We start from the raw sequence: 14,126 nt of genomic DNA on the forward strand, positions 1-14,126 counted from the left end.
AATGCGTCAATGCACTAGCGAAGGCGGTGGGCTACCGCGGCGCCGGAACCCTCGAATACCTCTACGATGCCGGAACCGGCGAGTTCTTCTTCATCGAGATGAACACGCGTATTCAAGTGGAGCACCCTGTCACCGAGATGATCACCGGGATCGACCTCGTGCGCGAGATGATCCGGATCGCCGGCGGCGAGCCCTTGCGGTTCTCGCAAGGCGACGTGCGGCCGCGCGGCCACGCGATCGAGGTCAGGATCAACGCCGAGGATCCGGGCCAGGGCTTCCGGCCGGCGCCCGGCACGGTCACGGCCCTGAGTCTCCCCGGCGGGCCCGGCGTGCGCGTCGATACGATGCTCTATCCCGGCTACGCGGTGCCGCCCTTCTACGATTCGCTGCTCGCCAAGCTCGTCGTCCACGACGAGACGCGCGAGGGGGCGCTCGCCCGCCTGGGACGGGCGCTCCGGGAATGCGCCGTCGAGGGCCTGCCGACCACCGCGGGGCTGCACCGGGCGCTTCTCGCCGACCCGGCCGTGAGGGCGGGCGACACCCATACCCGCTGGCTCGAAGCCTGGCTCGACGCCCATCCGCTCGACACCTGATAGAAGGGGCCTTCGCGATCATGCGCTACACGTTCGGTGGCGACGAGCACCTCTTCGTCGAGGTCGACGAGGCGATGTCCCTCGAAGCCTTCTTCCGCAGCCTTTCGATCACCAACGCGGTGCGCGACAGCCGCATCCGCGGGGTCACCGAGATCTGCCCGGCCAACGCCTCGTTCCAGATCAAGTTCGACCCCGACGTCATCGCGCCCGGCGACCTTCTCAAGGAGCTGAAGAGCCTGGAGGGCGCCGGCGCCGGCGGGGCCGAGCTGAAGACCCGGATCATCGAGATGCCGGTCTTCTACGACGATCCCTGGACCCGCGAGACCCTGATGCGCTTTCGCGAGCGCCACCAGGACCCGGAAGCGACCGACCTCGAATACACCGCCCGGATCAACGGCTACCCGGACGTGACGTCGCTGATCGCGGCGCATTCCGGCTCGCCGTGGTTCGTCTCGATGGTCGGGTTCGTCGCGGGCCTGCCGTTCCTCACCCAGATGGTCGAGCGTGACAAGCAGATCCAGGCGCCGAAGTATCTGCGCCCGCGCACCGACACGCCGAAGCTCACCGTCGGCCATGGCGGCTGCTTCGGGGCGATCTACTCGGTGCGGGGCGCCGGCGGCTACCAGATGTTCGGCATCACCCCGATGCCGATCTACGATCCGACGCAGACCATCAGCTACCTGCGCGAGTTCATGATCCTGTTCCGGCCGGGCGACATCGTGAAGTTCCGGCCCGTCGGGCGGGACGCGTACGACGCCGCGGTGGAGGAGGTCGAGGCCGGGCGGTTCACCCCGCTGATCCGCGAGGTCGATTTCTCGCTCTCCGCCTTCCAGGCCGATCCCACCGGCACCAACGCCGCGCTCCTGGAGGAGCTCCATGGCTGAGGCTGCATCCATGATCGAGATCGTCAAGCCCGGCCTGTCGACCACGGTGCAGGACCTCGGCCGGCCCGGCTACTACCATCTCGGCATCCCGCTCTCCGGGGCGATGGACCGGAAATCCCTGATCGCCGCCAACCTGCTGGTGGGCAACAAGGAGGGGGCGGCCGGGCTCGAGGCGGTCTTCCTCGGCCCCGAGATCCGCTTCCACGCCGACGCCACCGTGGCGGTGACCGGGGCCGAGATGCCGCCCAAGGTCGACGGGGTCGAACGGCCGGGCTGGACCGCCTTGGCCGTCCGGGCCGGGCAGGTCCTGTCCTTCGGCTTCCTCAAGGCCGGTGCCCGCGCGTATATCGCGGTCTCTGGCGGCATCGACGTGCCGGTGGTCCTCGGCTCGCGGGCGACCTACGCGCTGGGGGCGCTGGGCGGCCACGAGGGGAGGGCGCTGAAGGCCGGCGACCGACTCGCGTTCGGGCCTGCTGGTCCTCCGGTCGGGGAGGGGCGCAGCTTGCACACGGACCTGCGCCGCAAGGCGGAGCCGGTGCTGCGGATGCTGCCCGGCCTCTACGACCACCGGGTCACGGAGGAGGCCGCCGAGCGGTTCCTCGCCGAGACCTGGAAGGTCGCCCCGGAGGCCGACCGGATCGGCTACCGCTTCCGAGGCGGGCACGCCCTCGACTTCGTTCCTCGCGAGCCGCCCTTCGGCGCCGGCTCCGACCCGTCGAACATCGTCGACAGCTGCTACCCCTACGGCTCGATCCAGGTGCCGGGCGGCACTGAGCCGATCGTGCTGCACCGCGACGCGGTGTCGGGCGGCGGCTACTTCATGATTGGCACGGTGATTGCTGCGGACATGGACCTGATCGGGCAGCTCCAGCCGCACCAGCCCGTGCACTTCGCCCGCACCGACATGGCGGGCGCGCTCGCGGCGCGGGCGGAGAATGCGGGGCGGCTCGCCCGGATCCGCGACGCCCTCGCGTGAGCGGGGCGGCGCCACACCGTCAAGCAACCCGGAGACCCGTCTCCGGGCTTACGTTGTCGCGCCCGTCGGCGTGAAGATCACTGCGCTGGGAGGCAAGTCTTCGCGCACTCAACGACAAGAGCGAGACGCCGGAACGCCGTCTACTGTGCTGGCTTGAGCCGGCAATCGGGTGCCGGGCAGCGATCGGGACCGTGCCAGCAGGAGGAGGATCGGGTGATGCGAACCGCGTTCTCGACCGCGCACGCCGAGCCGGCGGAGCGCAAGTCCGCCTGGAGCGAGGCGGTGAGCCGGACCTACTTCCCGCTCGAGCTGGGGTTTCGCCCCGGCCCGGCCTTCTCCGGCGCCCTCGAGGTCTGGAACCTCGGCGATCTCGCGATCTCGCGTAACGTTTCGGACGGCCTCGTCTACCGCCGCCACGCCCGCCACCTGCTCCACGCCCACGACGAGAGCTTCCTGATCACCGTCCCGGAGCGGGCGGAGGTGAGCTTCCGCCAGGACGGCAAGGACGTGCGCTGCCGGCCCGGCGCCTTCCTGATCGAGCGCAGCCACCTGCCCTACGAGTTCGCCTACACGGAGCCGAACGCCCTCTGGGTGCTCAAGGTGCCGAGCCCGGTCCTGCGCGCCCGGATCGGGGCGCCCGAGCGCCTCGCCACCCTGAGCTTCGACGCGACGCAGGGCGTCGGCGCGCTCTTCGTCGACATGCTGCGGCTGACCGCGCCGCGGGTCCAGGAGCTGGACGAGGCGGGCCGGGCGATGGCCGGGCGCCACCTCGTCGATCTCCTGGCTCTCGCGGTCGAGGCCGACCCGCGGACGCTGGGCAGCCAGGCCTCCTCGGTCCAGGGCGCGCACCTGCACCGGGTCGAGCGCTACATCCGCGCCAACCTCGCCCGCGCCGATCTCGGGCCGCAGGGGATCGCCGAGGCCTGCGGCCTCTCGGTGCGCTACTTGCACCAGCTGTTCGAGACGCAAGGGACCAGCGTCTGCGGCTTCGTCCGCCGCCAGCGCCTGGCGATGTGCGACGAGGCCCTGCGCGACCCCGCCTGCCGCCGCTCGCTCTCCGAGATCGCCTATCGCTGGGGCTTCGGCGACCAGGCCCAGTTCAGCCGACAGTACCGGGCCGAGTTCGGCTGCACCCCGCGGGAGGCGCGGGCGTCGGCGAGGGGGTGATCTAGAGATCAGCTTGATCCGTTCCAAAACCAGTGAAGCGCGGGATCCCCTCTCCCGTGTGGGAGAGGGGTAGGGGTGAGGGTGGCTCGGGTTCCGCAATGATCCTGAACTGTCGAACTGCGCAGCTCGACGTTCGAAGCTTCATCCTGAACCCGAGCCACCCTCACCCCCGGCCCCTCTCCCACACGGGAGAGGGGAGAGCGCCTAATCTTTATACGAATCGAGCAATTGTAGATCGTATCGCACAACCATCTGGCGCTACCGTGTAATACCGAACAGTGTTCGCAGCTGCCATGCACGGGCATGTCTGCCACGATCGCAACAATAATTCCACGAACAAGGAGGCTACCTCGTGCAGGACCTGCGCGTGGCCGTCGATGTCGGCGGCACCTTCACCGACATCTGCATCATGGACGAGGCGACCGGGCTGATCCGGATCGAGAAGACCGCCTCGTCGCGCGATCCGATCGACGGCATCATGGCGGGCGTCGACAAGGCCGGCATCGACCTGTCCCGGGTCGCGCTGTTCTCCCACGGCACCACGGTCGCGACCAACGCCCTGATCACCCGGCGCCTGCCGCGCACCGCCATGGTCTGCACCGCGGGCTTTCGCGACGTGATCGAGATCCGGCGCGCCAACAAGGAGGATCTCTGGGACACCTACAAGGACGTGGTGCGCCCCTACGTGCCCCGGCGCGACCGCCTCACCGTGCCGGAGCGGATCGACGCGCAAGGCCAGGTGGTCACCCCCCTCGACGAGGCGGAAGCGCGCCGGGTCGCCAGGATCCTGCGGCGCCGCGAGGTCGCGGCGGTCGCGGTCTGCTTCATGAACGCTTACGTCAACGGCGCCAACGAGCGCCGCATGAAGGCAATCCTGGAGGAGGAACTGCCGGGCGTGCCGGTCTCGATTTCGTCGGGCGTGCTGCCGGAGATCTTCGAGCACGAGCGCTTCTCGACCACGGTGGTCAACGCGGCACTGAGCCCGGTCGTCGTCGACTACACCACCCGCCTCGGCGAGCGCCTGCGCGAGGGGGGCTACGCCCGCGACCTGCTCCTGCTGCACACCGGCGGCGGGGTGATGACGCCGGGCAGCGTCAAGGACTTCGCGGCGCGGCTCGCCGGCTCCGGCATCGCGGCCGGCGCCATCGCTAGCCGCCACATTGCCGGCCTGTGTGGCTACGCCAATTCCATCGGCCTCGACATGGGTGGCACCTCGACCGACGTGTCGCTCGCCTACGAGGGCCAGTCGCGGGTGACCAAGGACTGGCACATCGAGTTCGGCTATCCGATCCGCTTCGCCTCGATCGAGGTGCTGACCATCGGGGCCGGCGGCGGCTCGCTGGCCTGGACCGACGAGGCCGGCTCCTTGCGCAACGGCCCGCAATCGGCCGGAGCCTTCCCCGGGCCGGCCTGCTACGGCAATGGCAACCGCCAGCCGACCAACAGCGACGCCAACGTGGTGCTGGGCCGCCTCGGCACGAGCCTGGCCGGCGGCAAGATCACCCTAAACCGGGATCTGGCGGCTGCGGCCGTGCGCGAGGGCGTCGCCGAGCCCTTCGGCCTCTCCCTGCCGGAGGCCGCCGACGCGATCCTGCGGGTCGCCAACGCCAACATGTCGGACGCGGTGCGGCTGATCTCGATCAGCCGCGGCTACGACCCGCGCGACTTCGCCCTCGTGGCCTTCGGTGGCGCGGGCGCCCTGCACGGGGTCGACATCGCCCGGGAACTGGCGATTCCCGTGGTAATCGTGCCGCCCAATCCCGGCGTCACCTCGGCGCTCGGCTGCCTCCTCGTCGACATCCAGCACGACTTCTCGGAGAGCTACCTCGTCGGCGCCGCCGAGGCCGATCCGGCCGTCATCGAGGCCGAGTTCGGCCGGCTCGAAGCGGAGGCGCTGGCCCGCCTCGCCCACGAGGGCGTGGCGGACGGAGACATCGTGCTCCAGCGCAGCATCGACATGATGTACCAGGGCCAGTGGCGCTCGCTCGCGGTGCCGGCGCCGCGGCCGATCGGGGCGATCGCGGATCTCACCGAGGCGTTCCACCGCCACCACGAGCGCGAGTACAACTTCCGCCGCGACGACGCCCCGGTCGGGTTCTTCCGGCTCAACCTCAAGGCGGTCGGCGTGGTGCCGAAGGCGGCGCTGGCCACCCACGCGCCCACCGGCGAAACGCCCGCGCCCGCGGGCCGTCGCGAGGTGTGGTTCGAGGGCGCCGCCCACGACACCCCCGTCTACGACCGCACCACCCTGCCGGCGGGATTCCGCCTCACCGGCCCGGCGGTGGTCGAGCAGGTCGATTCGACCGTCCTGGTCCCGCCCGGCACCGGCGCGGAGGTCGACCGCTACCTGAACATCCTGATCCGGGTGAAGGAGTGACTGCCATGGCCGAGACCCTCGACCCCGTCACCTTCGAGGTGTTGAAGAACGCCTTCATCACCAGCGTCGACCAGATGGGCGAGCAGATCCTGCGGACCTGCTACTCCTTCGTGATCTACAACCGCGACTTCTCGAGCGCGCTGCACGACGCGCACGGCCATTCGGCGGCGCAGGGCAACCAGGACATCGCGGTCCATGTTGGCACCCTGCACTTCACCTGCCAGGACGTGATGCGGGCCTTTGCCGGCGACATGCATCCGGGCGACGTCTACGCCATCAACGACCCCTATGCCGGCGGCACCCATTTCTGCGACGTGCGGCTGATCCGGCCGATCTTCGCCGACGGCAAGATCATCGCCTTCAGCCAGTCCAACGGGCACTGGTCCGACGTCGGCGGCAGCGTGCCGGGCTCGTTCGACGTCACCGCCCGCGACATGTTCCGCGAGGGCTTACGCATCACCCCGGTGCGGCTGTTCTCGAAGGGCCGTTTCTGCGCCGACGTCGCCTGCCTGATCGCCGCCAACACCCGCGACCCGGCCTCGATCATCGGCGACATCCAGGCCCAGGCCGAGGCGACGCAGGTCTGCGAGCGCGAGATCCTGCGCCTCGTGGAGAAATACGGCCGCGAGACCGTCGAGACCGGCCTCGCCGCCGTTCAGGACTACGTCGAGCGCGCGGTGCGCCAGCGCCTCGCCGCGCTCCCCGACGGCGAGTGGGAGACCGTGGACTTCATCGACCGCGACCCGAGCGGGCCGGAGGGCATGATCCCGATCCGGATCAAGATGACGATCCGCGGCGACACCGTCACGTACGACTTCACCGGCAGCCACCCGACCATCGGGTCGATCTACAACTCGGCCTTCGGCGCCACCTTCTCGGCGGTGGCGGCCGGCATGAAGACCTTCTTCCCCGATCTGCCGCTCAACAGCGGCTTCTACCGCGCCTTCTCGATCGTCGCGCCGGAGGGCTCGATCGTCGACGCCAAGTGGCCGGTCGCCGTCACCGGCTTCCTGATGCCGTTCGAGAAGATCATGAACGCGATCTACGAGATGTGGTCGCGGATCATGCCCGAGCGGGCCATCGCCTGCGCGTTCAACCTCGAATACCTGCTGACCGGAGGCCGCGACGGGCGCCGGGCCGAGAAGCCGATCTACATGTTCTACGACTGGCTGCCCGGCGGCTGGGGCGGCCGCAACGGCAAGGACGGCAGCAACGTCACCACCGCCTGCTTCGGCACCGGGCTGATGTCGCAGCCGGTCGAGGGCCAGGAGCGGGCGAACCCGATCCTGACCACCGAGTACGAGATCCTGACCGACTCCGCCGGGCCCGGGCGCTGGCGCGGCGGCGCCGGAGTGCGCAAGACCTCGGTGATGCTGGAGGCCGAGGGCAGCGTCATCTCCTACATCTGTGACCGCGAGCGGGCGGTGGTCTGGGGCATCGAGGGCGGCTTGCCCTCCATGCCGCACGGGCTCTCCCTGACCCGGGCCGGCCGGGAGCCGGAATGGCTCGGCTCGGTCTTCTCCGACGTGCCGATCGGTCCCGGCGACACCTTCAGCCGCCCGACCGCAGGCGGCGGCGGCTTCGGCGATCCCCTGGACCGCGATCCCGCCAAGGTCGTCGAGGACGTCGCCGACGACTACGTCACGGTGGCGCGCGCGGCCAAGGATTACGGCGTGGTGATCCGGGTGATCGACGCCGAACTGTGCCATTACGAGGTCGATGCCGCCGCGACCGAGGCCCTGCGGGCCGAGATCCGCGGGCAGCGCCGGGGCTGGCTCGCGACCGATCCGGAGCACGTGGCGCAAGAGTACCGGGCCGGGAGCCTCGACATCCTCGACGTGGTGCGCCGCTACGGCGTGCTCCTCGACTGGGACAAGGGCACGTTGCTGCCGCGCTCGACCGCGCAGTTCCGCGAGCAGTTCGCCAAGCGCTCGGCCACTGCCTGGCGCGACGCCTGACCCAAAGAAGCGCCTGCCCATGAAGCAGGCAGGCGCCGCTCAACATTCCTGCAAGATCTCACGTTGACAGTCGGAAATGCCTACTTAAACTGTCCACTGTCTGCAGTTTATGTTTTCGAAAGCAGATCTTTGGTTTTCGATCCGCTCCGGCCCCGCTGCCCGCAGGAGGAAGACCGTTCATGTCCCGATTTCCGGAGACAAATGCCGTGCAGAGGTTGATCGACACGCTGAGCTTGTCCGATCAGGTGCGGCACTACTTGCTGGACGCGCTGACCTCCGGGCGCCTGCGCCCGGGCGACCGCATCAACGAGGCCGAGCTCGCCCGCACGCTCGGCATCAGCCGCAACCCGGTGCGGGAGGCGGTCTCCGGCCTCGCCCAGCGCGGCTTCCTGGTCTCGGCGCCGCGGCGCGGCCACTTCCTGCGCCGGTTCACGCCGCAGGACGTCGACGACGTGTTCTCGTTCCGGATCTGCGTCGAATCCTTCGCGATCCGCCAGGCGCTGCCGCGGATGCGCCAGCCCGACCACGACGACCTCGCGCGTCTCGTCGAGCGCATGATCGCGGCGGCCCGGGCAGGGCGCCTCGCCGAATTGCACCAGGCCGATATGGCCCTGCACCGGCGCATCTGCGAACTGTCCGGCAACCGCCAGACCCTGCGGGCGCACGAGGGCATCGACACCGAGGTGCAGATGCTCATCGCCTATGTCGACCTCGAGCGCGAGCCGCCGCTGCAATCGGCGCTCGCCCACCTGCCGATCGTCGAGGCGCTGGCCTCCGGCGACGTCGAGCGCTCGGTCGCGGCGATGCAGCACCACCTCGAGACGACCTGGGCCTTCGTCCACCGGATGTACGGCCGGAGCGGCCGCGGCGAACCGCTGGTCGATGCGGGGGACGCGTCGCCGAGCCAGGTCCGGAGGACACGGGGATGAAGTTCGCGCCGAACCGGCTCTACGTCGAGAGCTACGCCAAGTGCCCGAATTGCGGCATCCTCCTCTACGAGAACCCGGCCAACGAGGCGCCGGACACGGTCCGGGCGAACGGCAAGGTCTACTGCTCCGCCTGGTGCGTCGAGTGGGAGGCGGAGCGGGAGGAGCGGCGGCGGAAGGCAGGTGAGGCCGGGACTTAGCGAATCTATCGCTACTATCGATTATAAAATAATCATTCTGTAAATATACGGCAGACTCTGTCCTGATTTTCCAGAAAAGGGCGCGCCTCCCCTCTCCCATATGGGAGAGGGATCCCGCGTGACTTCTTTTGGCGGACGCGTCGGGCGGACACCGAAACGAGACATCCAGCGCGGCCCTCCGGGCCTCGAACGGGCGCGGCTGCCATGAGCCCCCCGGCGACACGCGAGCGGACCAGAGGCGGCCGGCGCGAACCGGCTTTCGGCTCGAGACCCACGATCCAGGAGGACCAACGATGACGGGAAAGCGGATCATCGGCGCGGTGCTGGCCACGGCCCTCGCCCTCGGGGCACGGCCCGCGGCCGCCGCCGACGGCATCACCATCGGGCTCGCCGTGGCCTTCTCCGGCTGGATGGAGGCCTATGACGGCGAGGCCGCCAAGATGGCCCAGCTCTGGATCGAGCAGACGAACCAGAAGGGCGGGCTCCTCGGCAAGCCGATCAAGGTCGTCACCGCCGACACAAAGACGGACCGGGTCGAGGGCGCCAAGGTCGGCAAGCAGCTGATCGACCAGGGCGCCAACCTGCTCCTGGTCTCGGCCGATTACGATTACGGCGCCCCGGCCGCGCTCCAGGCCCAGAAGGCCGGAGTGGTCTCGGTGTTCATGGGCGCCTCGGACCCGAAGGCCGGCGTGATCGGCGTCGGGCCCTTCTCCTTCACCGCCAACAATGCCGGCCAGCTCGAAGGCGCCGTCATGGCCGGCTGGGGCTACGCCAAGAAGGGCGTGCGCAAGGGCTACATGCTGGTCGACGAGACCATCGAGTACAACAAGTCGGTCTGCGCCGGCTACGAGTGGAACTTCCCCACGGTCGGCGGCAAGGTCATCGGCCAGGATACCTTCAAGGGTCTCGATCCGACCATCAATTCGCAGATCACCCGCCTCAACGACGCGATCCGCACCGGCGGCGTCGATCACGTGATGCTGTGCTCGACCAATCCGGGCGCGGCGAGCGCGGTGCGCCAGCTGCGCGCCGCCGGCGTCAACCTGCCGGTGTTCAGCGCCACCGCGATGGACGGCACCTACTGGCTCAACTCGACGCCGGGCTTGAGGGACTTCTACCTGCCGGTCCAGGCGCTCACGGTCGACGACCCGCGGCCCCCGGTGAACGAGCTGACCGCGGCCTACGCCAAGAAGTACGGCAAGCCGCCGACGACTCAGTACGCCTATCCGATCTACGCCTATCTCGACCTCTGGGCGAAGGCGGTCACCACGGCCGGTACCACCGACGCCGCCAAGGTCGTGGCCGAGCTCAACAAGGCCGACAACGCCCCGACCATCCTCGGCCCGCGCACCTTCACGCCGAAGCTCCACATCCAGACCAAGATGCCGATGATCGTCGTCTCCTACGCCGACGGCAAGGAGAGCCCGGTCGAGGAATGGACCATCAAGGAGACCATTCCGGACGCCGTCCTCTACCGGCTGAAGAAGTAGCCGGCGGCTCCTCGGGCGAGAAGGATACGGCCTTCCATGCAGCACGCTTACGTCGAACCGGCCGCCCGGGGCGTCGACCGCGGCCTGACCAACGCCTCGCTGCTGTCCGCGGACGGGCTCGCGGTCCGCTTCCAGGGCCTCGCGGCGATCGCGGGCGTCAGCCTGACCCTGCACCGCCACGAGGTGTTCGGGCTGATCGGCCCGAACGGCGCCGGAAAGACGACGCTCGTCAACTGCCTGACCGGCTTCCAGCGCCCGACCGAGGGGAAGGTGCTGCTCGGGGAGGCCGACACGGCGGACTGGAGCGCCGCGGAGTTCCGCGCCCGCGGCGTCGCCCGCACCTTCCAGGCCGGCCGGCTGTTTCGCGACATGAGCGTGATCGAGAACGTCGAGGTGACGGGGGCGGGGCTCGGCCTCTCCCTGCGCGCCGCCCGCGAGCACGCCCGGGCGATGCTCGACTGGATCGGGCTTTCCGACAAGGCGGCGCTGTCGGCAGGCGCGCTCGCCTATACCGATCAGCGCCGCCTCGGCATCGCCCGGGCGCTGGTCCTGTCGCCGGCCTTCGTGCTCCTCGACGAGCCGGCCGCCGGCATGTCGGACGCCGAGTGCGAGGAGCTGATGGAGCTCGTCGCCTCGATCCCCGCGACCTTCACCTGCGGCGTCCTCCTGATCGAGCACAACATGCGGGTGGTGATGGGCATCAGCCAGCGCATCCACGTCCTCGACGGGGGCCGCACCCTGGCGGAGGGGACGCCCGAGGAGATCCAGCGCCACGAGGCGGTGCTCGCCGCCTATCTCGGCATGGAGGCCTGAACCCCATGGCGCCGCTGCTCAGCGTCGAGAATATCCAGGTCCGCTACGGCGACCTCGTGGCCCTGCGCGGCGTCTCGCTGTCGGTCGCCGAGGGCGAGGTCGTCTGCATCATCGGGCCGAACGGCGCCGGCAAGTCGACGACGATGGCCGCCATCGCCGGCGGCGTCGTGCTCCATGCCGGCGACATCCGGCTCAACGGCGCCAGCATCCGGGGCGAGCGACCGGAAAAGATCGCCCGGCTCGGCGTCTCGCTGGTGCCGGAGGGCCGCCATGTCTTCGGCACCCTGACGGTGGACGAGAACCTCGCCATCGGCGGCCACCTGCGCGGCGAGCGCGCCGCGGCGCGGGCCGACCGCGAGCGCATCCTGTCGCTGCTGCCGCGCCTCGGCGAGCGGCTGCACAGCCCGGCCGGACGGCTGTCGGGCGGCGAGCAGCAGATGCTGGCAGTCGCCCGCGCGGTGATGACCCGGCCGCGCCTGCTCCTCGTCGACGAGCCGTCGCTCGGCCTCGCGCCGAAGATCATCGACCAGATCTACGACATCCTGCTCGACCTGCGCCGCCAGGCCTCCCTCACCCTGCTCATCAACGAGCAGAGCTCGAACCGCATCCTCAAGCACGCCGACCGCATCTCGGTCCTGCGCGGCGGGCGCATCCAGCTCGAGGGCCGGGCGGCCGACCTGAAGGACGGCGAGGCGATCCGGCAGGCGTATTTCGGCTTCGGCGAGCGGGCGGCCCAACCGGCGGAGGCGAGCGCGTGATCCCGTTCCTGCAGAACCTCATCGATGCGGTCAGCTTAGGGAGCATCTACGCCCTGGTGGCGCTCGGCATCGGGCTCCTGTTCGGCATCCTGCGCCTCATCAACTTCGCCCACGGCGACTTCATCACGGTGGGCGCCTACGCGCTGATCGTGCCGTCCACCGACGTGACCGCTCGCCTCCTCATCGGCGGCTGGCCCTGGCCCGTGATGATCCCGACGATCTGCCTGATCGTGATCGTGGCGGCGCTCCTCACCGACGCCCTGGTGTTCCGCCCCTTGCGGCGCGCCTCCTCGCCCTCCCTGATGATCGCCTCCTTCGCGGTGAGCTACATCATCCAGAACGGCGTCCTCATGGCCTACGGCGCGCGGCCGAAGGCCGTCGATTTGTGGAGCGGCGCCAACAGCCAGATCCTGATCGGGGAGCTGCGCGTGCCGATGCTCCAGCTCGTCACGCTGGTGGTGACCCTCGCGCTGATGGGCGGCCTGACGCTGTTCCTCAAGAAGACGCCTTACGGCATCCAGATGCGGGCGGCGGCGGAAGATTTCCGCATGGCGCAGTATCTCGGCGTGCGCGGCAACCTCGTGATCGGCCTTGCCTTCGCGATCAGCGGCGTGCTCGCCGGCGTGGTTTCGCTCCTCACCACCACGCAATCCGGATCGCTCAGCCACATGATGGGCGTGCCGCTGGCCCTGTTCGCCTTCGTGGCGGTGGTGGTCGGCGGCATGGGCAGCCTCGTCGGGGCGGTGGTCGGCGGCTTCACCATCGGGCTCATCGTCACGATGCTCCAGGCCTACCTGCCGCCGGACCTGCGCGCCTTCCGCGACGCCTTCGCCTTCGCCTTCGTGATCCTGGTCCTCTTGGTGCGCCCGAGCGGCTTGGTGCCGGCCCGCAGCACGATCGAGCGCGTCTGATGGGAACCGCGATGCGCCTCCTCGCCCGCCATCAGACGCCGCTCCTGCTGATCGGGCTCCTCGGGCTGATCGCAGGCTTCAGCCTCATCGGCGGCGACGCCGTGCAGGTGACGCTGACCGAGATGTTCATCCGTGTCGTCGTCGTGGTCGGACTGTTCGTCTTCATCGGCAATTCCGGCATCATCTCCTTCGGCCAGGTCGGCTTCATGTGCATCGGCGCCTACGCGGCGGCCTGGGCCACCGCCGAGCCGTCGTTCAAGCAGATCATGCTGCAGGGCCTGCCCGCGCTGCTGCAGGAGAACCAGCTGCCGTTCTGGGCCGCGATCCTCGGGGCGACCCTGCTGCCGGCCCTCGTGGCGTTCGGGCTCGGGCTGGCGATCATGCGGCTGTCGGGAACGGCGGCCTCGATCGCCACCTTCGCCTTCCTGATCATCGTCAACAGCGTGTACGCCAACTGGGATTCGGTCACCGCCGGCGTCAGCTCGATCGTCGGCATCCCGACGGTGGTCGGCCCCTGGACCGCCTATGCCTTCGCGGGGCTCGCGATTCTCGCGGCCTACGGGTTCCAGGTCTCGCGCGTCGGCCTGATGCTGCGGGCCTCCCGCGACGACGAGGTCGCGGCGCGCGCCTCGGCCGTCAAGGTGGTGCGGATGCGGCTCGTCGCCTTCGTGCTCAGCGCCGCGATCACCGGCATGGGCGGCGGGCTCTACGCCCAGTTCCTCGGCATCCTGACGGTCGACCCGTTCTACCTCAGCCTGTCCTTCATCACGATCGCCATGCTGGTGGTCGGCGGCCAGGCGAGCCTCACCGGCGCCGTCACCGGGGTCGTGGCGGTCACGGCCGTCGTCGAGGTGCTGCGCCTCCTCGAGCGCGGGATCGCGCTTGGCGGAACCACCCTGGCGCTGCCCGCCGGCAGCCAGGAGATCGGGCTCGGCCTCGTCATGGCGCTGATCCTGATCTTCCGTCCCGACGGCCTCAGCCGCGGGCGCGAGCTCGCCCTGCCGGCGGGCCGGTCCGCCCGCGCCGCCCGGACGGCCTTGAGCCCCCGCCCGAAGGCGGCCTCGTGACAGCCC

13 protein-coding genes are annotated in these 14,126 nt (G+C 69.7%); all 13 read left to right on the top strand.

The genetic code is table 11. From position 1 onward, the window contains the following. A partial coding sequence (locus QR78_RS10005) for an ATP-binding protein (RefSeq protein ID WP_048427369.1) occupies nucleotides 1-593 on the top strand: 593 nt, incomplete at its 5' end. Nucleotides 594-613: 20 nt separating this feature from the next. Further along, nucleotides 614-1,477 carry a 5-oxoprolinase subunit B family protein gene (locus QR78_RS10010; protein ID WP_048427370.1) on the top strand — a complete coding sequence of 288 codons (864 nt, stop codon included), beginning with the start codon at nucleotides 614-616 and terminating at the stop codon, nucleotides 1,475-1,477. After that, nucleotides 1,470-2,453, top strand: coding sequence for a 5-oxoprolinase subunit C family protein (locus QR78_RS10015; protein WP_082173740.1), 984 nt, complete (start codon nucleotides 1,470-1,472; stop codon nucleotides 2,451-2,453). The genes QR78_RS10010 and QR78_RS10015 overlap by 8 nt, the downstream gene beginning before the upstream one ends. 216 nt (nucleotides 2,454-2,669) lie before the next feature. Beyond that, on the top strand, nucleotides 2,670-3,620 hold the full coding sequence (locus QR78_RS10020) for an AraC-like ligand-binding domain-containing protein (RefSeq protein WP_048427372.1): 951 nt from the start codon (nucleotides 2,670-2,672) through the stop codon (nucleotides 3,618-3,620). A gap of 352 nt (nucleotides 3,621-3,972) precedes the next feature. Continuing rightward, a complete protein-coding gene (locus QR78_RS10025; protein WP_048427373.1) occupies nucleotides 3,973-5,997 on the top strand; it encodes a hydantoinase/oxoprolinase family protein in 2,025 nt (674 codons plus the stop codon). Between the two features lie 5 nt (nucleotides 5,998-6,002). After that, the gene (locus QR78_RS10030; protein ID WP_048427374.1) at nucleotides 6,003-7,955 is read left to right on the top strand and encodes a hydantoinase B/oxoprolinase family protein; all 1,953 of its coding nucleotides are present in this window, start codon (nucleotides 6,003-6,005) and stop codon (nucleotides 7,953-7,955) included. A gap of 206 nt (nucleotides 7,956-8,161) precedes the next feature. Further along, nucleotides 8,162-8,884 carry a GntR family transcriptional regulator gene (locus QR78_RS10035; RefSeq protein WP_158004032.1) on the top strand — a complete coding sequence of 241 codons (723 nt, stop codon included), beginning with the start codon at nucleotides 8,162-8,164 and terminating at the stop codon, nucleotides 8,882-8,884. Then, entirely contained in the window at nucleotides 8,881-9,081 is a 201-nt protein-coding gene (locus tag QR78_RS10040) for a hypothetical protein (protein WP_048427375.1), read from the top strand. The genes QR78_RS10035 and QR78_RS10040 overlap by 4 nt, the downstream gene beginning before the upstream one ends. A gap of 293 nt (nucleotides 9,082-9,374) precedes the next feature. Beyond that, nucleotides 9,375-10,571: an ABC transporter substrate-binding protein gene (locus QR78_RS10045; protein WP_048427376.1), complete on the top strand. Its 1,197-nt coding sequence runs from the start codon at nucleotides 9,375-9,377 to the stop codon at nucleotides 10,569-10,571. Nucleotides 10,572-10,607: 36 nt separating this feature from the next. Next, a complete protein-coding gene (locus QR78_RS10050) occupies nucleotides 10,608-11,384 on the top strand; it encodes an ABC transporter ATP-binding protein (RefSeq protein WP_048427377.1) in 777 nt (258 codons plus the stop codon). Between the two features lie 5 nt (nucleotides 11,385-11,389). Next, on the top strand, nucleotides 11,390-12,142 hold the full coding sequence (locus QR78_RS10055) for an ABC transporter ATP-binding protein (protein ID WP_048427378.1): 753 nt from the start codon (nucleotides 11,390-11,392) through the stop codon (nucleotides 12,140-12,142). Then, on the top strand, nucleotides 12,139-13,053 hold the full coding sequence (locus QR78_RS10060) for a branched-chain amino acid ABC transporter permease (RefSeq protein WP_048427379.1): 915 nt from the start codon (nucleotides 12,139-12,141) through the stop codon (nucleotides 13,051-13,053). The genes QR78_RS10055 and QR78_RS10060 overlap by 4 nt, the downstream gene beginning before the upstream one ends. Further along, nucleotides 13,053-14,120: a branched-chain amino acid ABC transporter permease gene (locus tag QR78_RS10065; RefSeq protein ID WP_048427380.1), complete on the top strand. Its 1,068-nt coding sequence runs from the start codon at nucleotides 13,053-13,055 to the stop codon at nucleotides 14,118-14,120. Before QR78_RS10060 ends, QR78_RS10065 begins: the two co-directional genes overlap by 1 nt. Nucleotides 14,121-14,126 lie beyond the last annotated feature (6 nt).

It is taken from the genome of Methylobacterium indicum, assembly GCF_001043895.1.
In the GTDB taxonomy this organism is placed as follows: Bacteria; Pseudomonadota; Alphaproteobacteria; order Rhizobiales; family Beijerinckiaceae; genus Methylobacterium; species Methylobacterium indicum.

Coding starts and splice junctions, on each gene's coding strand:
- QR78_RS10010 (WP_048427370.1), top strand. CDS start 614: ATGCGCTACACGTTCGGTGGCGACGAGCACCTCTTCGTCGAGGTCGAC.
- QR78_RS10015 (WP_082173740.1), top strand. CDS start 1,470: ATGGCTGAGGCTGCATCCATGATCGAGATCGTCAAGCCCGGCCTGTCG.
- QR78_RS10020 (WP_048427372.1), top strand. CDS start 2,670: ATGCGAACCGCGTTCTCGACCGCGCACGCCGAGCCGGCGGAGCGCAAG.
- QR78_RS10030 (WP_048427374.1), top strand. CDS start 6,003: ATGGCCGAGACCCTCGACCCCGTCACCTTCGAGGTGTTGAAGAACGCC.
- QR78_RS10040 (WP_048427375.1), top strand. CDS start 8,881: ATGAAGTTCGCGCCGAACCGGCTCTACGTCGAGAGCTACGCCAAGTGC.
- QR78_RS10045 (WP_048427376.1), top strand. CDS start 9,375: ATGACGGGAAAGCGGATCATCGGCGCGGTGCTGGCCACGGCCCTCGCC.
- QR78_RS10050 (WP_048427377.1), top strand. CDS start 10,608: ATGCAGCACGCTTACGTCGAACCGGCCGCCCGGGGCGTCGACCGCGGC.
- QR78_RS10055 (WP_048427378.1), top strand. CDS start 11,390: ATGGCGCCGCTGCTCAGCGTCGAGAATATCCAGGTCCGCTACGGCGAC.
- QR78_RS10065 (WP_048427380.1), top strand. CDS start 13,053: ATGGGAACCGCGATGCGCCTCCTCGCCCGCCATCAGACGCCGCTCCTG.